At 64.9% G+C, this 18,230-nt stretch carries 15 protein-coding genes; 11 read left to right on the top strand and 4 right to left on the bottom strand.

Annotated features, from left to right (window positions below):
- Positions 1–10 precede the first annotated feature (10 nt).
- On the bottom strand, positions 11–1,429 hold the full coding sequence (locus tag PMI20_RS28625; RefSeq protein ID WP_007930148.1) for a short-chain fatty acid transporter: 1,419 nt from the start codon (positions 1,427–1,429) through the stop codon (positions 11–13).
- Between the two features lie 114 nt (positions 1,430–1,543).
- On the opposite strand from PMI20_RS28625, the gene PMI20_RS28620 reads away from it, so the two are divergent.
- Complete coding sequence (locus tag PMI20_RS28620; RefSeq protein ID WP_007930149.1) at positions 1,544–1,777, top strand: hypothetical protein; 234 nt, start codon at positions 1,544–1,546, stop codon at positions 1,775–1,777.
- 4 nt (positions 1,778–1,781) lie between these two features.
- A complete protein-coding gene (locus PMI20_RS28615) occupies positions 1,782–3,164 on the top strand; it encodes an aminotransferase-like domain-containing protein (RefSeq protein WP_007930152.1) in 1,383 nt (460 codons plus the stop codon).
- Here the strand turns inward: PMI20_RS28615 and panB are convergent.
- Complete coding sequence (gene panB / locus PMI20_RS28610) at positions 3,152–3,967, bottom strand: 3-methyl-2-oxobutanoate hydroxymethyltransferase (RefSeq protein ID WP_007930153.1); 816 nt, start codon at positions 3,965–3,967, stop codon at positions 3,152–3,154. The two genes, PMI20_RS28615 and panB, sit on opposite strands and share 13 nt — an antisense overlap.
- A gap of 170 nt (positions 3,968–4,137) precedes the next feature.
- Here panB and PMI20_RS28605 point away from each other — a divergent pair, with 170 nt between their 5' ends.
- The 4 genes from PMI20_RS28605 to PMI20_RS28590 all read left to right on the top strand — a co-directional run bounded on the left by PMI20_RS28605 (position 4,138) and on the right by PMI20_RS28590 (position 7,832).
- A complete protein-coding gene (locus PMI20_RS28605; protein ID WP_007930155.1) occupies positions 4,138–5,460 on the top strand; it encodes an MFS transporter in 1,323 nt (440 codons plus the stop codon).
- Between the two features lie 216 nt (positions 5,461–5,676).
- The gene (locus PMI20_RS28600; protein ID WP_007930160.1) at positions 5,677–6,198 is read left to right on the top strand and encodes a hypothetical protein; all 522 of its coding nucleotides are present in this window, start codon (positions 5,677–5,679) and stop codon (positions 6,196–6,198) included.
- Between the two features lie 62 nt (positions 6,199–6,260).
- On the top strand, positions 6,261–6,809 hold the full coding sequence (gene pseH / locus PMI20_RS28595; protein ID WP_007930162.1) for a UDP-4-amino-4,6-dideoxy-N-acetyl-beta-L-altrosamine N-acetyltransferase: 549 nt from the start codon (positions 6,261–6,263) through the stop codon (positions 6,807–6,809).
- A 117-nt stretch (positions 6,810–6,926) separates the two neighbouring features.
- Positions 6,927–7,832, top strand: a complete 906-nt coding sequence (locus PMI20_RS28590) for a cation diffusion facilitator family transporter (protein WP_007930163.1) — start codon at positions 6,927–6,929, stop codon at positions 7,830–7,832.
- A 259-nt stretch (positions 7,833–8,091) separates the two neighbouring features.
- Here the strand turns inward: PMI20_RS28590 and PMI20_RS28585 are convergent, their stop codons facing one another.
- The gene (locus PMI20_RS28585) at positions 8,092–8,766 is read right to left on the bottom strand and encodes a heavy metal response regulator transcription factor (protein WP_007930804.1); all 675 of its coding nucleotides are present in this window, start codon (positions 8,764–8,766) and stop codon (positions 8,092–8,094) included.
- 432 nt (positions 8,767–9,198) lie between these two features.
- Here PMI20_RS28585 and PMI20_RS28580 point away from each other — a divergent pair, with 432 nt between their 5' ends.
- The 5 genes from PMI20_RS28580 to PMI20_RS28560 all read left to right on the top strand — a co-directional run bounded on the left by PMI20_RS28580 (position 9,199) and on the right by PMI20_RS28560 (position 15,966).
- Entirely contained in the window at positions 9,199–10,464 is a 1,266-nt protein-coding gene (locus tag PMI20_RS28580) for a TolC family protein (protein WP_037035749.1), read from the top strand.
- Positions 10,461–10,619, top strand: coding sequence for a hypothetical protein (locus PMI20_RS28575; RefSeq protein ID WP_157173179.1), 159 nt, complete (start codon positions 10,461–10,463; stop codon positions 10,617–10,619). The genes PMI20_RS28580 and PMI20_RS28575 overlap by 4 nt, the downstream gene beginning before the upstream one ends.
- A 51-nt stretch (positions 10,620–10,670) precedes the next feature.
- Positions 10,671–11,903, top strand: a complete 1,233-nt coding sequence (locus PMI20_RS28570) for an efflux RND transporter periplasmic adaptor subunit (protein ID WP_007930802.1) — start codon at positions 10,671–10,673, stop codon at positions 11,901–11,903.
- A gap of 35 nt (positions 11,904–11,938) precedes the next feature.
- Entirely contained in the window at positions 11,939–15,103 is a 3,165-nt protein-coding gene (locus PMI20_RS28565) for an efflux RND transporter permease subunit (protein WP_007930789.1), read from the top strand.
- A 404-nt stretch (positions 15,104–15,507) separates the two neighbouring features.
- Positions 15,508–15,966, top strand: coding sequence for an REP-associated tyrosine transposase (locus PMI20_RS28560; protein ID WP_007931048.1), 459 nt, complete (start codon positions 15,508–15,510; stop codon positions 15,964–15,966).
- Positions 15,967–16,684: 718 nt separating this feature from the next.
- Here the strand turns inward: PMI20_RS28560 and PMI20_RS28555 are convergent.
- Positions 16,685–18,013 carry an OprD family porin gene (locus PMI20_RS28555; protein WP_007928828.1) on the bottom strand — a complete coding sequence of 443 codons (1,329 nt, stop codon included), beginning with the start codon at positions 18,011–18,013 and terminating at the stop codon, positions 16,685–16,687.
- Positions 18,014–18,230: the final 217 nt, after the last annotated feature.

Here is an 18,230-nt window from a genome sequence, read left to right as displayed (position 1 = left end):
TGGCAACAGATTACGGCGCCACGGGCGGCATATAGCTCAAGGTGGTGCCCAGTGCCCACAGCAGCACCAGCACCAGCGGTGCGTGGACCAGCAACTGGACGAAGGAGAAGCCGATCAGGTCCCGCGCCTTGAGCCCCAGCACCCCCAGCAGCGGCAGCATGTAGAAGGGGTTGATCAGGTTCGGCAGTGCCTCGGCGGCGTTGTAGATCTGCACCGCCCAGCCCAGGTGGTATTGCAGGTCATTGGCCACCTGCATCACGTAGGGCGCCTCGATGATCCACTTGCCGCCGCCCGACGGAATGAAGAAGCCCAGCACTGCCGAGTAGACCCCCATCAGCAGCGCGTAGGTGTCGTGGGAGGCGATCTGCACGAAGAAGGTCGAGATATGGTGGGCCAGGGTCTGGCCGTCGACGCCCTTGACCACTGTCAGCAAGGCCGCGATGGAACCGTACAGCGGGAACTGGATCAGCACCCCGGTGGTGGTCGGCACGGCGCGGGCCACCGCTTCGAGGAAGCTGCGCGGGCGCCAGTGCAGCAGCGCGCCGAGCATCAGGAACAGAAAGTTATAGGTGTTGAGCCCGGAAATCGCGGTGATCGCCGGCTTGGTGGCGAACTCATGGTAGAGCCAGCCGGCTGCCAGCAAGGCCAACAGGATGGTCAGCAGCGGGCTGTATTCCAGCCACTCGCCGGGGCGGGTGCGCGGTTGTGGCTTGGGCATGCTGAAGCTTGGGTCGATGCCGCAAGCCTTGGCGTCGCGCGCCGAGTTCGGACCGGGCGCGGTGGCATAGGCGATGACCAGCGAGACCACGATCAAGGCCAGCAGCAACACGCCCGACTGCCAGAGAAAGATGGTCTGGGTGAACGGAATCACTCCGGTGATCGACAGGATCGACGGCGGCAGGCTGCCCGGGTTGGCCTGCAATTGCGCGGCCGAGGACGACAGGCCCAGGGCCCAGACCGCGCCCAGGCCCAGGTAGGCCGCGGCCCCGGCGGCGCGGTAGTCCATGCGCAGCTCGGTACGCCGGGCCAGGGCCCGCACCAGCAAGCCGCCGAACACTAGCGACAGGCCCCAGTTGAGCAAGGAGGCGACCATGGAGATCAGCGCGACCCAGGCCACGGCGGAACGGCCGTTCTTCGGGATGCGCGCCAGTTTGTCGATCAGCTTCACCGCCGGCGGCGAGCTGGCGACCACATAACCGCCGATGACCACGAAGGCCATCTGCATGGTGAAGGGGATCAGGCTCCAGAAACCGTCGCCGAAGGCCATGGCGGTGTCGGTGGGCTTGGCGCCCATGGCCATGGTGGCGAGGGCGACGATGATCACCGCCAGCGCGGCGAACACCCAGGAGTCGGGGAACCAGCGCTCGGCCCAGTTCGAGCAGCGCAGGGCAAAACGGGCGGAACGGCTGTCTTCAATGTCTGTGGACACGTCGATACCTCAAGTCTTTTTATGATTGTCAGGAGGTCGGTCGCCTCAGGCTGGGGCGATCGAGAACTGTGCAAGAATGCGGCAATTGGTAACCACTGCAAAGGATTGACGTACATGCCATTCCCGCTCGAAGAACGCCAGGCGCTGCTCAAGCTCAAGGGTGTCGGCGAAACCGTGGTCGCCCGTCTCGAACAACTGGGCATCGATTCCCTCGCCCAACTGGCCCGGGCCAATGCCCTGGAGATCGTCACCCAGGCCTCGGCCCTGGTCGGCTCCAGCTGCTGGAAAAACAGCCCCCAGGCCCGCGCGGCGATCCAGGCGGCGATTGCCCTGGCCAAGGACGCCTGAAACGGTGAGCCGAGAAACGCCTTTCGCCTATCAGGCGGTCTACCGCTACCTGGTGGAGTGGCTGGACGGCGCCAGCGCGGCCGAGCAGCGCCTGCCGTCATTGCGTGCCCTGGCCCAGCGCCTCAAGGTATCGGTTTCCACCACCAAGTACGCCTATGGCTTGCTCGAGGATGAAGGGCGGATCTACGCCCGGCCCAAGCAGGGCTACTTCAGCCGCCCCGTGCCGGCGCCAGGGCTGGCGCCGGATACGGACCTGCTGGACAGGGTCTATGCCTACGCCCGCCAGCCCGGAATGCTGGCGCTGTGCAGCGACGCTCCGGCGATGCTGCTGTCGCTGGACAATCCCCTGTTGACCGCCGAGCGCGAGCTGGTACGCCAGTACCCACGCTCCCAGGCACCGCTGTACCAGCCGTTTGGCGAGGCGGAGCTGCGCACGGCGCTGGCCGAGCGCTACACCCGCTCGACCACGGATTACTGGCAGGCCGAGCAGGTGTTTCTCGGCACGGATTTGCGCGCGGTGCTGGCATTGTCGCTGGATGCCCTGGAGCTGAACGGCAGCGTCGCCCTGGTGGAGTCGCCTTGTTCCTGGGCGATCCTGCGGCAATTGCAGGCGGCGAAGATCCGCGTGATCGAGCTGCCGCTGGACCCCGCAGGACGCTTCGATCGCCAGCGCCTGCATGAGGTGCTGCAACGCGAACCGGTGCGCCTGGCGCTGCTGTCTTCGACCCTGAGCGCGCCCCACGGCAGCCTGATGCCCGCGGCGGACAAACGGCAGCTGTGCCGCTGGCTGGGGGAGCGCGGCATCTGGCTGTTGGAAAATGACAGCTATGGCGAGTTCTGCTTTACACCGGCGCCGGCGCGGTATCGCGATTACGCCGATCCCGAGCGGCTGCTGGTGTTTTCCACCTTCGACAAAGTCATCGGTTCCGAGGCGCCCTTCAGCTATGTGCTGTGCCGTGGCCAGGGCGCGCGCTTGCAGCGGCACTTTCTCGAGCGCGCGTTCCGCCTGTCACCGATCCGCCAGAAGGCCGTGGCCAAACTGCTGGGCAGCGGCCGGGTCGATCAGCACCTGGTTCAGTTGCGCGGCCTGCTGCGCGAACGCATGGGCCAGCTGCAGGCGCTGCTGGCCGAACATGCCGCCGAGCGGTTGCGGGTGGTTACCCCGGCCGGGGGCGCGACCCTCTGGGCCGAGGCCACGCGCCCGGTGGAGATGCTTCAGGTCTATGAGCAATTGCTGGGGCAGGGCATCGTCATCGCCCCGGGGCAGATGTTCAGCCAGCAAGGCCTGTGGCGCCATCACCTGCGCCTGAGCTTCACCCTCGACTGGCGCCAGGACATCGCCGGCGCCGTGCAACGCCTGGCCCGGGCCATCGATCAGACGCCGTAGCAGTGCCGCGCCTCGGGGAAGCGGCCATCGCGCACCTCGGCGGCGAACCGCTCGCAGGCCTGGCTGATCAGCGCCCCGACATCGGCGTACTGTTTGACGAAGCGCGGCACCTGGGGCCCGCCCAGGCCCAGCAGGTCCTCGGTCACCAGCACCTGGCCGTCGCAGGCAGGGGAGGCGCCGATGCCGATGGTCGGCATCGCCGAGAAGTCGCTGATACGCCGCGCGAGGTTTTCCGCCACCCCTTCCAGCAGCAGGCTGAACGCCCCGGCTTCGAGATGGGCGCGGGCGTCGGCCTCGATGGCCTGGGCTGTGGCGTCGTTCAGGCCCTGAGCCTTGAAGCCGCCCATGACGTTCACGTACTGGGGCATCAGGCCGATATGGGCCATCAGCGGAATCCCGCGCTGCACCAGGAACTCCACGGTCGGCGCCAGGGCCAGCCCGCCTTCGAGCTTGAGCGCGTCGCAGCCGGTGCGCGCCAGCACTTCGGCGCAATTGCGGTAGGCCTGTTGCGGCGATTCCTGATAACTGCCGAACGGCATGTCGGCGATCACGCAGGCCAGCCGGGTGCTGGCGACCACGGCGCGGGTGTGGCCGATGATCTCTTCCAGGCTCATGTCCAGGGTCGAGGTGCGGCCGTAGCCGACCATGGCCGTGGAGTCGCCGATCAGCACGAAATCGACGAACGGGTCCATCAGCCGCGCCATGTGGCTGGTGTAGGCGGTCAGGGAGACGATCTTCTGCTGGCCTTTCATGGCCACCAGTTGCGGCACGGTCAGGCGTTTGCTGCGGGTATGGATGCTCATGGCGGCTTTCCTGTTGCGGGTGGGAAAGTCGCCGATTATTGGCGTCCGCAGCGCCGATTCAATGCACAGGAAAAGCCTAAAAACCGACCCAGAAGGGTGTTGCGGTTGTCCCTCGCGGCGTTTGCGTAGACCATGGGCGCCTTGAATTGTGCCCAACACCGAGTGGCTTTATGTCCTTTTCCCCTGACGCGCGGCCGGCGCCGTTTTCCCGGTCCGACTACAAGACCCTGGGCCTGGCGGCACTGGGCGGCGCCCTGGAAATCTACGATTTCATCATCTTCGTGTTTTTCGCCCTGACCCTGAGCCAGCTGTTCTTCCCGCCGGAAATGCCCGAGTGGCTGCGGCTGTTGCAGAGCTTCGGGATCTTCGTCACCGGCTACCTGGCGCGGCCGCTGGGCGGCATTCTCATGGCGCACTTCGCCGACCGCCTGGGGCGCAAGAAGGTGTTCAGCCTGAGCATCCTGATGATGGCCCTGCCGTGCCTGCTGATCGGCATCATGCCGACCTACGCGCAGATCGGTTATTTCGCGCCGCTGTTGCTGCTGGCGCTGCGGGTGCTGCAAGGTGCGGCGGTGGGCGGTGAAGTGCCGAGCGCCTGGGTGTTTGTCGCCGAGCACGCACCGGCCGGCCATCGCGGTTACGCCCTGGGCTTTCTGCAGGCCGGGCTGACCTTCGGCTACCTGATCGGCGCGCTGACCGCGACCCTGCTGGCGCAACTCTTCACCCCGGCGGAAATCCTCGATCACGCCTGGCGTTATCCGTTCCTGCTCGGTGGAGTGTTCGGCGTGATCGGCGTCTGGCTGCGCCGCTGGCTCAGCGAAACCCCAGTGTTCATGGCCATGCAGGAACAGCGCGACAGCGCCGTCGAACTGCCGTTGCGCACCGTGCTGCGCGAGCATCGCCTGGCCCTGTTGCCGGCGGCGATTCTCACCTGCGTGCTGACCTCGGCGGTGGTGGTGTTCGTGGTCATCACCCCGACCATGATGCAGAAAACCTTCGGCATGAGCGCCAGCCACACCTTCGCCCTGAGCAGCCTGGGCATCGTGTTCCTGAATATCGGTTGCGTGCTGGCCGGGCTGATCGTCGATCGCATCGGCGCCTGGCGCACGGTGATGCTCTACAGCCTGCTGCTGCCGCTGGGCATCGGCCTGCTTTATGGCTGCCTGATCAGCGGCGGCGCCTGGGTCGGCCTGGCCTACGCCATCGCCGGCCTTGGCTGTGGCGTGGTGGGCGCGGTGCCGTCGGTGATGGTCGGCTTGTTCCCGGCGCGGATTCGCGTCTCCGGCATTTCCTTTACCTACAACATCGCCTACGCGCTGTGGGCGAGCACCACGCCTTTGCTGCTGATCGGCCTGATGCCCTGGAGCCCGTGGATCTGCGTGATCTATTGCGCGGTGATGGGCGCGGTCGGGGTGGTCAGCGCGGGGTACTTCGGTACGCGCATGCCGAGGCTGGCAGGCAGTGGGGCGCCTGGGGTCTGTGCCGGGTCCTGAGACTCTTTCGCGAGCAAGCGAGCGCTCCCACAGGGTAAAAATTTTCACCTCCGGAAATACCTGCAGGCGCCGGCGCGCGCGGGCTAGAGCCTTCGCCGCCAGCCTGCTGTTTAGCCCGGCCAATACCGTTGAATGTTGTGCTTAGCCAAGGCCCATTTACCCGCTAATCTCTCGAAAAAAAACGCGCGGTCCACGCGCCAGTTTTCGGGAGCTGCCTTGATCCGGTCCGTCCTGTGTTCCCTGCGTGATTTCTCCACGCTGCCCCTGCTGCTGCAGGCGGCGTGGTTGTCCTTTGCCATTGGCTTGTTCATGACCCTGCTTCATCTGTGGATCTTCAACCTTGTCGACTATGGGCTGGACGGTGCCAGCGTCGAATCCCTCAGCGGCAAGGTGCTGTATGCCGACCGTGGCGGGATGCTGATAGAGGACGCGGAGAGTGGCGAATACACCCGGCTCAAGGTGGTTCGTGGCATCAGCTATCTGAACGTCGGCCATGACCAGATCCTGGGGCGCACCCTGAGCTTCACCCACCTGCGCGATGCGGTGCTGAGCTGCACCCTCGATGGCCAGGAGCTGTGCATCGCGCAATGCGCCAACGCCATGGAGTGCCTGGACAGCCGCCGCGAGCGCGAGACGCCGCAGGGCATATTGATCGTAGCGTTCGGCACCAGCCTGGTGTGCCTGGGCCTGCATGTGCTGCGCCGGCGCAAGCCCGCGTCGGGTAGCGGGATCTTTTGAATTGCCGCCGGGCACCGTTGCCCCTAGGCTGTGCGGCATCCGTTTCAGACCAGGAGCCCCGCATGCAGGTCGTGCCGATACTCGAGACTTGTGCACAGGTGCAGGCGCGCGTGCGCGAGCTGCGCAACCAGCCGGACGTGCGCAAGTACATGTACACCTCCCACGAGATTTCCGAGGCCGAGCACCGTGCCTGGCTCGACTCGCTGGCGGGCAATCCGCGGCAGTCGGTGTTCGTGGTGCTGCAAGAGGGAATCGCCTGTGGCGTGGTGTCGCTGAACGCGATCAATGCCCTGCACAAGAGCGCCGACTGGGCCTTCTACCTGGACAGCGGCTTGCAGGGCAAGGGCCTGGGCAGCCAGCTGGAATTCTGGCTGCTCGACCATGCCTTCGGCGCGGCCGGCCTTGCGAAGCTCAACTGCGAGGTGCTGGCGCTGAACCAGGCGGTGATCCGCCTGCACCAGAAGTTCGGTTTCACCCTCGAGGGCGTGCGCCGGCAGAACGTCGAGAAGGACGGCCAGCGCATCGACGTGGTGCTGCTCGGCATCACCCGCGAGGAATGGGCCGCCCGGCGCCCGGATATGCTCGCGGTGATGGCGCGCCTGGGGCGCTGAAAGCCGTCACCCATAACCGCCAGATGGCAGCAGCATGACCATTGCGTCATTTTGTCGGGGCCAGCTGCCCGGGCCGGCTATCATCAGCCACGACGATTTCCACAGGTGGGGGCTTTCATGGGCGCAGGGCACAGTCACGGACAGGTTCGGGCCGGACACGAACGCAAGTTATGGATGGCCCTGGGGCTGACGGGCAGTTTCATGATCGCCGAGGTGATCGGCGCCTTTGTCACCGGCAGCCTGGCGCTGCTGTCCGATGCCGCCCATATGATGACCGATGCGCTGGCGCTGGCGATCTCCCTGGTGGCGATCCAGGTCGGCAAGCGCGCGGCCGATCGCAAGCGCACCTTCGGTTATGCGCGCTTCGAGATTCTCGCCGCGGCGTTCAACGCCCTCCTGTTGTTCGTGGTCGCCTTCTACATCCTGTTCGAGGCCTGGCAGCGCCTGTCCGCGCCAGCGGAAATCCAGTCCACGGGCATGCTGGTGATTGCGGTGCTGGGGCTGGTCGTCAACCTGATTTCCATGCGCCTGCTGGCCTCGGCGAGCGCCGAAAGCCTCAACGTCAAGGGCGCCTACCTGGAGGTGTGGAGCGACATGCTCGGCTCCATCGGCGTGATCGTCGCGGCCTTGGTGATCATGTACACCGGCTGGGGCTGGGTCGATTCGCTGGTGGCGGCGGCCATCGGTTTCTGGGTGCTGCCGCGCACCTGGACATTGCTAAGGGAGAGCATGAACGTGTTGCTGCAAGGCGTGCCGGACGGCATCGATATCGATCAGGTCGAGCAGGGCATCCGCGCCATCGACGGGGTGACCGAGGTGCACGACTTGCACCTGTGGGCCCTGACCAGCGGCAAGAACGTGATGAGTACGCATCTGGTGGCCGACCTGGGGCGGCGCAGCGAGCAGCAGATCCTCGCCGAGGTCACCGAACTGATGCACGAGCGCTTCGATATCTCCCATGTGACGGTCCAGGTCGAACAGGCCGGCTTTCACGAACAGGGGCACGAAGAGCACGTACATTAATCACCTGTAGCCGCTGCCGAGCCCGCGAGGCTGCGATCGACCGCGAAGCGGGCGCCGCTCTTGGGCGCGCCGGAGGTCCTTCGGACCTATCGCAGCCTGCGGCAGCGGCTACACCGATCGCGGCACTGAACTATCGGGTTGCTCCCTGTAGCCGCTGCCGAGCCCGCGAGGCTGCGATCGACCGCGAAGCGGGCGCCGCTCTTGGGCGCGCTGGAGGTCCTGCGGACCTATCGCAGCCTTCGGCAGCGGCTACAGGGTTTCAGTCGCGCTCTTCGAGCACGTAGCCGACACCGCGCAGGGTGTGGATCAGTTTGCTCTCGAACGGGTCGTCGATCTTGGCCCGTAGGCGGCGGATCGAGACTTCCACTACATTGGTGTCGCAATCGAAGTTCATGTCCCACACGAACGAGATGATCTGGGTCCGCGACAGCACCACGCCGCTCTGGCGCATCAGCAGGTGCAGCAGGGCGAACTCCTTGGTGGTCAGGTCGATGCGCTGTTTGCCGCGAAACGCCCGGTGGCGGCCCTGGTCCAGCTCCAGGTCGGCCACCCGCAGCACGTCGGGGGTCGGCGACTGCTCGCTGCGCCGCAGCAGGCTGCGCACCCGCGCCAGCAGCTCGGGGAATTCGAACGGCTTGACCAGGTAATCGTCGGCGCCCAGGTCCAGGCCCTTGATCCGGTCCACCAGCCGCCCCTGGGCGGTGAGCATCATGATCCGCGTATTGCTGTTCTGGCGAATGCGCTGCAGCACCCCCCAACCGTCCAGCTCCGGCAGATTGACGTCGAGAATCACCAGGTCGTAGGCGTGCTGGCGGGTCAGGTGCAGGCCGTCGGCGCCGTTATTGGCGCAATCGACGACGTAGCCGCTTTCGCTCAATCCCTGATGCAAGTAGTCGGCGGTTTTCGGTTCATCCTCAATCACCAGAATGCGCATGCTGAATTAGCCTCGGTGTTTAATGCAGTGGGGCAGTCCAATAACTTCGTTGGAAGTAACGGGCTGGATTATTCAACTTTCAAAGTTGCGGATTTCAAGGTTATTAATTTAAAGGCTCTGAATTTAAAAGCTTCGAAGTGTCGTGCGGGGAGAAGTTGTTTCTCTATATTTCAAGTTGTGGATTTATTGAGCTTGCTCTCGGGTCGATGGCCGGGATGTTAATGCATAAGCCCGTGGCAGAGCGTTTGCTAACGGATTTGTAATCTTTGCGCCACCCTGTCGATAAGTACCGAAGGCTACATTTGGCCGGCACTAAATACTCACCTGTTAGTTGTTTTATGGGTGGAGTGTGGATGCGTCGTGCCGGTTCAACTTCCTCGCACCGCAGAGCCTCCGCCGTCACTCTGTATCGGTAAGGGGCCAGAACGCGTTATGCCAACCTCCATTAAAAAACTTGCCTGGATAGTCGGGGCATTGTTCGGCGTCCTGTTGTTGGCCAGTGCCGCGCAGCAGGACGCCGCGGCGGCCGAGAGCCGGGTGCTGAGCCTCGACAACGCCCTGGCCAGTGCCTTTGCCAACAACCCCGAACTGGCGGCGGCGCGCTGGGAAATCGACATCGCTCAGGGTGGCCGCCAGCAGGCCGGGTTGATCCCCAATCCGGTGTTGTCCTGGGACGCCGAAGACACCCGCCGCAGCTCGCGCACCACCACCGTCAAGCTCAGCCAGACCCTGGAACTGGGCGGCAAGCGCGGCGCGCGCATCGATGTCGCCAGCCGTGCCCAGGACGCCGCGGCGCTGGAGCTGGAACGCCAGCGCAACCAGCTGCGCGCCGATGTGATCGCGGCCTTTTACGGCGCCTTGCGTGCCCAGGAGCGCAGCGAGCTGGCCGGCCGCTCCCTGGCCCTGGCCGAGCGCGGGCTGACGGTGGCCAAGGGCCGGGTCAGCGCTGGCAAGGCCTCGCCCGTGGAGGCCACCCGCGCCCAGGTCCAGCTCTCGGAAGTGCGCCTGGAACTGAGCCGCGCCGAGATGGATCGGGCCAATGCCTATCGCCAGCTGGCGACTGTTACCGGGGCCGCCACCACCGACTTCAGCGCCGTCGCGGAGCCGGCCAGCGGGCTGCCGTCGCTGCCGCCTTCGGCGCAATTGCTGGCGCGCCTGCAACAGACCACCGAACTGCGCCTGGCCGAAATGCAGGTGGTGCAGCGCGAAGCGTCCCTGGGGCTGGAAAAGGCCCAGCGTATTCCCGACCTCGATATCAGCGTGGGCAGCCAGTACGACGCCAGCGTGCGCGAGCGGGTCAATCTGGTCGGGGTGTCGATGCCGATTCCGCTGTTCAACCGCAACCAGGGCAACGTGCTGTCGGCGGCGCGGCGCGCCGATCAGGCCCGGGATCTACGCAACGCCGCGGAGCTGCGCCTGCGCACTGAAACCCGTCAGGCCCTGGATCAGTGGAGCACCGCCAGCAACGAAGTGCAGTCGTTCAACCAGGTGATCCTGCCGGCCGCGCAAAACGCCGTGGACACTGCGACCCGTGGCTTCGAGATGGGCAAGTTCAACTTCATCGAGGTGCTCGACGCCCAGCGCACGCTGATCAGCGCCCGCACCCAGTACATCGCCGCCGTGGCCCAGTCCACCGACGCCTGGGTGCGCATCGAGCGCATCTACGGCGATCTCGCCGGCCCCGATCGCACGCTGTGAGAACCGCATTGTTCGTCCTGTTGTGCCTGGGCGCGCTGCTGGTCACCGATTGCAGCGTCCCGCTGCCGAGCCGGGTCGAGGAGGGCGCGTCCCATTGGTGCCTGCATGATCTGCATCGGGCGCTCGGCGATTTCTTTTTTCCACAGACCTCATGACGCGTCGCTGTTGCCGGTTGGCGCGTCGAGTCGATTTTTTCAGGAGCATGCATGGACAAGAAACGAAGCACAGCCTTGGCGTTGGCCGTGGCGATCGCGCTCGGCGTGGCCGGGTTGATGTGGCAGGAGCTGTTCCAGGCGGCGCCGGTGGCCGCACAGGCGAAACCCGCGGCCAAGGCGGACACGCACAAGGACGGCGAGGCGCATCAGGAAGGCGAAGAGGGGCAAGCGCAAGCTGAGGGGCATGCCGAGGAAGAGGGCAAGGTCGAACTCAGCGCCGAGCAGATCAAGGCCGCCGACATCCAGCTGGCCGAGGCCGCACCGCGGGATCTCAGCAGCTTGCTGACGCTGCCGGGGGAGATCCGCTTCGACGAGGACCGCACCTCGCACATCGTGCCGCGCGCGGCCGGGGTGGTGGAGTCGGTGGCGGTCAATCTCGGCCAGACGGTGAAGAAGGGCGAGCTGCTGGCGGTGATCGCCAGCCAGCAGATCTCCGACCAGCGCAGCGAACTGGCCGCCGCCGAGCGCCGGGTCGAGCTGGCGCGCACCACCTTCCAGCGCGAGCGCCAGTTGTGGGTCGACCAGATCTCCGCCGAGCAGGATTACCTGCTGGCGCGCCAGACCCTGCAGGAAGCCGAAATCGCCCTGAACAATGCCCGGCAAAAGATGAACGCCCTGAGTGGCAGCTCGGTGCTGGCGGGCGGCAACCGCTATGAGATGCGTGCGCCGTTCGACGGCGTGGTGGTGGAAAAACACCTGAGCGTCGGCGAGGTGGTGGGCGAGACCAGCGCCGCCTTCACCCTGTCCGACCTGTCCCGGGTCTGGGTCACCTTCGGCGTGTTTCCCAAGGACTTGAACAAGGTCCGGGTGGGCAAGCCGGTCCGGGTGCAGTCCACCGAGCTGGGCACCCAGGTGCAGGGCACGGTGGCCTATGTCGGCAGCCTGCTGGGCGAGCAGACCCGGACCGCCACGGTGCGGGTCACCGTACCCAACCCGGACGATGTCTGGCGGCCGGGGCTGTTCGTCTCGGTGCAGGTGGCGACCGACACCTACCAGGCCGGGGTAACCGTGCCGCAGAGCGCGGTCCAGAGCGTGGAAGACAAGCCTGCGGTGTTCGTGCGCGTCGCCGACGGTTTCCAGGCCACCCCCGTGGTGCTGGGCGGCAGCGAAGGCGGCTTCGTCGAGATCCGCGAAGGCTTGCGCGCCGGGGCCCAGGTGGCGACCACCGGCAGCTTCATCCTCAAGTCCGAACTGGGCAAGGGCTCGGCCGAGCACGGCCATTGATCCGCACTGAGTGTTTCCCTGGAGAGTGACTTCCCATGTTTGAACGCATCATTCAATTCGCCATCGAGCAGCGCATCATCGTGCTGCTGGCGGTGCTGCTGATGGCCGCCGTGGGCATCGGCAGCTACCAGAAACTGCCGATCGACGCGGTGCCGGACATCACCAACGTCCAGGTCCAGGTCAACGCCAGCATGCCCGGCTACTCGCCGCTGGAAACCGAGCAGCGCATCACTTACCCGGTGGAAGTGGCCATGGCCGGCCTGCCGGGCCTGGAGCAGACCCGCTCGACTTCGCGCTCGGGCCTGTCCCAGGTGACGGTGATCTTCAAGGAAGGCACCGACCTGTACTTCGCCCGGCAACTGGTCAACGAGCGCCTGCAGGTGGCCCGCGAACAGCTGCCCGAAGGCGTGGAGGCGAGCATGGGGCCGATCTCCACCGGCCTCGGCGAGATCTTCTTCTGGACGGTGGAAGCCGAGCCCGGCGCGCTCAAGGACGACGGCACGGCCTATACGCCGACCGACCTGCGGGTGATCCAGGACTGGGTCATCGCCCCGCAACTGCGCAACGTGCCGGGGGTGGCCGAGATCAACACCATCGGCGGTTTCGCCAAGCTCTATCAGATCGCTCCGGACCCCAGGCGCCTGGCGGCCTACAACCTGACCCTGAGCGACCTGATGACCGCCCTGGAGCGCAACAACGCCAACGTCGGCGCCGGCTATATCGAGCGCAACGGCCAGCAGTTGCTGATCCGCGCGCCGGGGCAGGTGAAGTCCATCGAGGACATCGCCAACATCGTGATCAACACCGTGGACGGCACGCCGATCCGCGTCAGCAACGTGGCTACCGTGGACATCGGTCGTGAGCTGCGCACCGGCGCGGCCACCGAGAACGGCCGCGAAGTGGTGCTCGGCACGGTGTTCATGCTGGTGGGGGAAAACAGCCGCACGGTGTCCCGGGTGGTGGCGGAAAAACTCGCCGAGATCAATCGCTCGCTGCCCAAGGGCGTGACCGCGGTCACTGTGTACGACCGCACCAACCTGGTGGACAAGGCCGTGGCCACGGTGAAGAAAAACCTCATCGAAGGCGCGCTGCTGGTCATCGCCATTCTGTTCCTGTTCCTGGGCAATATCCGCGCCGCGCTGATCACCGCCATGGTGATCCCGCTGGCCATGCTGTTCACCTTCACCGGCATGTTCACCAACAAGGTCAGCGCCAACCTGATGAGCCTCGGCGCGCTGGACTTCGGCATCATCGTCGACGGCGCGGTGGTCATCGTCGAGAACGCCATCCGCCGCCTGGCCCATGCCCAGCAGCATCACGGGCGCATGCTCACGCGTTCCGAACGCCTGCACGAAGTCTTCGCCGCGGCCAAGGAAGCGCGACGGGCGCTGATCTACGGGCAACTGATCATCATGGTGGTGTACCTGCCGATCTTTGCCCTGTCCGGGGTGGCCGGGAAGATGTTCCACCCGATGGCCTTCACCGTGGTGATAGCCCTTCTGGGGGCGATGATCCTCTCGGTGACGTTCGTCCCGGCGGCGATCGCGCTGTTCGTCACCGGCAAGGTCAAGGAGGAAGAAAACTTCGTCATGCGCGGCGCCCGCCGGGGCTACGAGCCGGTGCTGCGCTGGGTGATGAGCCACCGTTCCCTGGCCTTTGCCCTGGCCGTTCTCAGCGTGCTGGTCTCGGGCCTGGTGGCCAGTCGCATGGGCAGTGAATTCATCCCCAGCCTCAGCGAAGGCGACTTCGCCCAGCAGGCGATGCGCGTGCCCGACGCCAGCCTCACTCAGTCGGTGGAAATGCAGAAGACCCTGGAGAAAACCCTGCTGGCGCAGATCCCGGAAATCGAGCGGGTGTTCGCCCGTACCGGCACCGCCGAGATCGCTTCGGACGTGATGCCGCCGAACATTTCCGATGCCTACCTGATGCTCAAACCCAAGGCGCAATGGCCGGACCCGGGCAAGTCGCGCGAGGCGATCATTGCCGACATCGAACGGGTCAGCAACAGCCTGCCGGGCAACGTCTACGAACTGTCGCAACCGATCCAGCTGCGCTTCAACGAACTGATTTCCGGGGTGCGCAGCGATGTCGCGGTGAAGGTCTTCGGCGATGACATGGAGGTGCTGAACAAGACCGCCGAAGAGATTTCGCAGACCTTGCAGAAGATCGACGGCGCCGCCGAAGTGAAGGTGCAGCAGACCACCGGCCTGCCGGTGCTGACGGTGAATGTCGACCGCGACAAGGCCGCGCGTTTCGGCCTCAACGTCGGCGATGTGCAGGACGCCGTGGCGATTGCCGTGGGTGGGCGCAAGGCGGGCATTTTGTATGAGGGCGACCGGCGCTTCGACATGCTGGTGCGCATGTCCGACAGCCTGCGCACCGACATCGACGGGCTGTCGCGCCTGCTGATTCCGGTGGCGGCGACCGCAGGCAGCGTCAACGGGCAACTGGGTTTCATCGCCCTCTCGGAAGTCGCCAGCGTCGACCTGGTGCTCGGCCCGGCGCAGGTCAGCCGCGAGAACGGCAAGCGCCTGGTGATCGTCAGCGCCAACGTGCGTGGGCGCGACATGGGTTCCTTCGTCGAAGAGGCGACCCGGGCCATTGGCGATCAGGTGCAGATCCCGACCGGCTACTGGATCACCTGGGGCGGCCAGTTCGAACAGTTGCAGGAAGCCTCCAAGCGCCTGGAGATCGTAGTGCCGGTGGCGCTGCTGCTGGTGTTCGGCCTGCTGTTCATGATGTTCAACAACCTCAAGGATGGGTTGCTGGTGTTCACCGGGATTCCCTTCGCCCTGACCGGTGGGATCATGGCCCTGTGGCTGCGCGACATCCCGCTGTCGATCTCGGCGGGGGTGGGCTTCATCGCGCTGTCGGGGGTGGCGGTGCTCAACGGCCTGGTGATGATCGCCTTTATCCGCAACCTGCGCGAAGAAGGACGGATGCTCGCCGCGGCGGTCAACGAAGGCGCACTGACCCGCCTGCGCCCGGTGCTGATGACCGCGCTGGTGGCGTCGCTGGGGTTCATCCCCATGGCCCTGGCCACCGGCACCGGTGCTGAAGTGCAACGGCCGCTGGCCACCGTGGTCATCGGCGGCATCATCTCCTCCACCGCCCTGACCCTGCTGGTGCTGCCGGCGCTGTACCACTGGGCGCACCGCAAGGAAGAAGAGCAGGAACTGCAGGACCTGCTAAACGACTGACCCGCGACCGGCGTCAACCAACCCCGCCTGCGTCATGCGCAGGCGGGGTTTTGTTTATCCCGAGAGCACCCGCCTGTAGCCGCTGCCGCAGGCTGCGAAAGGTCCGGGCCACGCTGGTCGCAGGACCTCCTGCGACTCCAAGAGCTGCGCCCGCTTTGCGGTCGATTGCAGCCTCGCGGGCTCGGCAGCAGCTACAGGCCGATGTGTAGCCGCTGCCGCAGGCTGCGATAGGTCCGCAGGACCTCTTGCGATTTCAGAAGCGGCGCCTGCTTCGCAGTCGATCGCAGCCTCGCGAGCTCGGCAGCGGCTACAGGGATCTGGAAACATCTGCTGAAAGAGTGCTCCCGCATGCGAAAGCATGAGCAGCTAGGTTGAGGTAAATGACCTGTATGGAGAGCAAAGGAATGCTTGTCCACTCCAATGGCTACCGCCTACTCAAAGGACGGGTATCGGAAGCCGGCCGTATCTATTCGATTACCGTCGTGACCCAGCAACGGCGCCCCTTGTTTCGCGACTTTCGTGTTGGCCGCCTGGTGGTTGATCAGCTCAAGCAAGTCGACGAAGCCGATCACGTACGTTCACTGGCTTGGGTTGTCATGCCTGACCATCTTCACTGGCTATTTGAACTGCGAGACAGATCTTTGGGAAAGGTGATGTGCCGTTTCAAATCCAGAAGCAGCCTACAGATCAATCAACACTTTGGCTGTCAGGGCCGTCTCTGGCAAAAGGGCTATCACGATCGTGTCCTGCGCAAGGAAGAAGACCTGAAGGCCATCGCCCGCTACATCATTCTCAATCCGGTGCGAGCAGGGCTCGTTCAACGTCCTGGCGACTATCCCCTCTGGGACGCCATCTGGTTTTGATGTAGCCGCTGCCGAAGGCTGCGATAGGTCCGCAGGACCTTCTGCGATTTCAAGAGCTGCGCCCGCTTCGCGGTCGATCGCAGCCTCGCGGGCTCGGCAGCGGCTACAGGCCGATGTGTAGCCGCTGCCGCAGGCTGCGAAAGGTCCGCAGGACCTCCTGCGACTCCAAGAGCTGCGCCCGCTTTGCGGTCGATCGCAGCCTCGCGGGCTCGGCAGCGGCTACGGGGAGGGAAGTGGCGGGCAAAAAAAAGCGCCCCATGCGGGACGCTAAAAATTCATCTCTTTCCAAAGGAGCATTCGAAAAAACGCTTCAGAGATGAATGTGCTCGGGGTGGGCCGGCGTCAGCGGGAGGCTGTGCATGCCTGGGGCCCTGCGGTTCTGTGAGAGGCGGCGCCGGTTGCGCCGTTGTGGTTGTTTTCGCCGTTGTGCTGTTGCTGGCCGAGCCAGAATTGTTCCAGGGCATGCCTGGCGCGTTCGCTGCTGTTATCGCTGGGAAGCGCGCTGGGCTGGCCAGGCGGAGTCAGGTGGGCAGGCTTCAAGACATGATCTCCCGCAAGTGGCTGGCCGCCAGCGAAGCGCTGTCGGCTCGGGCATGCGGGCAAGTATACGAAGGCCAACCTGACGAGAAGGTGAGGGCGATATTACAGTTCTGAAAGACAGGCGTCTGTGAAGAAGTTTTAACGTCGGGCGGGCCTCTCACCCGCCCGGCGCAAGGGCTCAGAGAATGGCCAGCGGGTATTCGACGATCAGGCGGAATTCCTCCAGGTCGGATTCGAAGCTGCTGGAGCGCACGGTGGCCTGGCGGATGCGCAGCGACAGGTCCTTGAGCGTGCCGCCCTGCACCACGTACTTGGCTTCGATATCGCGTTCCCAGCGGCGCTGGTCGGTCAGCGGATTGCCGTCCGCACCGCGGCGCATGTACACCGAGTTGGCATTGCTGTAGTCGGCGTCGCTGCCTTTGCCGTAGCGGGTCATGAACGACAGGCCGGGGATGCCCAGGGGCTGCATGTCGAGGTCGTAGCGGACCATCCACGAACGTTCCTTCGGCGAGTTGAAGTCGCTGTACTGGATCGAGTTGTCGAGGAAGATCGAGTCCGACTGGCGCAGGTAGTCGAAGTCGTCGTCGCCATTGTTGCGCTGGTGCGACAGGGACAGGGTGTGGGCGCCATAGGTGGCGCCGATCTTGGCGCTCCAGATGTCGTTGTCGAACTCGCCGAGCAGTTTCTTGCCCTCGTCCACCGCCTTGTAATAGTTGAACCCGGCGAACAGCGAGAGCTCGTCGGAGATCGGCCAGGTCGCCGCGGTGCCGAAGTAGTACTGGTCCCAGGCGTCCTTCAGGCGGCTGCTGTAGAGGCTGAAGCTGAGGTGCTTGTTCAGGCTGTAGTCGCCGCCGAAGTAGGCGACCCACGGCGAGTCGACCTCGCCGGCATAGAAGGTGGCGAAACCGTCGCGCAGGCTACTGCTGTCGGGCTGGCTCATGCTGTGCAGGCGCCCGCCCTGGAGGCTCAGGCCGTCGATGCTGGTGTTCTCGAAGGTGGCGCCGCGAAAGCTTTCCGGCAGCAGGCGCGAGTCGCCGTAATGTACCACCGGGGTTTTCGGGAAGACGTCGCCGACCTTGATCACGGTGTCGAGCAGGCGCATTTTCGCCGCGCCGCCGACCTTGCTGTAGTTGTCGGCCGGGTGGTTGTCGCTGTCCACCGGCAGCATGCCGAACGACCCGCGACCACCACTGCGGCCGGCGCCGGAGTCGAGCTTGAGGCCATACATGGCAAAGGCATCGAGGCCGAAACCGACGGTGCCCTGGGTAAAGCCGGATTCGAACTTACCGATCAGCCCCTGGGCCCAGGCCTCCGAATAGCCGTTGCCGGTGGGGCTGGACTGGCCCTTGCGATCGTCGCGATTGAAGTAGTAGTTGCGGGCCAGCACGTTGAGGCTGCTGCCTTCGATAAAACCTTCGGGCTGGTCGTCTGCCGCGTTCACGGCCAGCGGGCTCAGCCCCAGTACCGCGGAAAACACGGACAGGGACCAGCGGGTTTGAATGCGCATGTTGTTTGCTCCTGGATATGGGCAGCTATCAGCTGTTATGTCGCCTGGGGCGTTCTTGTTAGTTGTACTCGCGAACCGTCTGGTTAACGGCTGGAGTCAGCGTCGATAGTTGCAAACAACAGATAACGCGGAGGTGACCCGGTTATTACAATTCTGCAAGGATAAAAATTGTAAGTTGTATTTGGTTTTAGTTGGGGGCCTTGTTTTATATGGGGTT

It is taken from the genome of Pseudomonas sp. GM17, from assembly GCF_000282175.2.
Taxonomy (GTDB): Bacteria; Pseudomonadota; Gammaproteobacteria; order Pseudomonadales; family Pseudomonadaceae; genus Aquipseudomonas; species Aquipseudomonas chlororaphis.
This window is presented reverse-complemented; position numbering and strand designations above follow the sequence as displayed.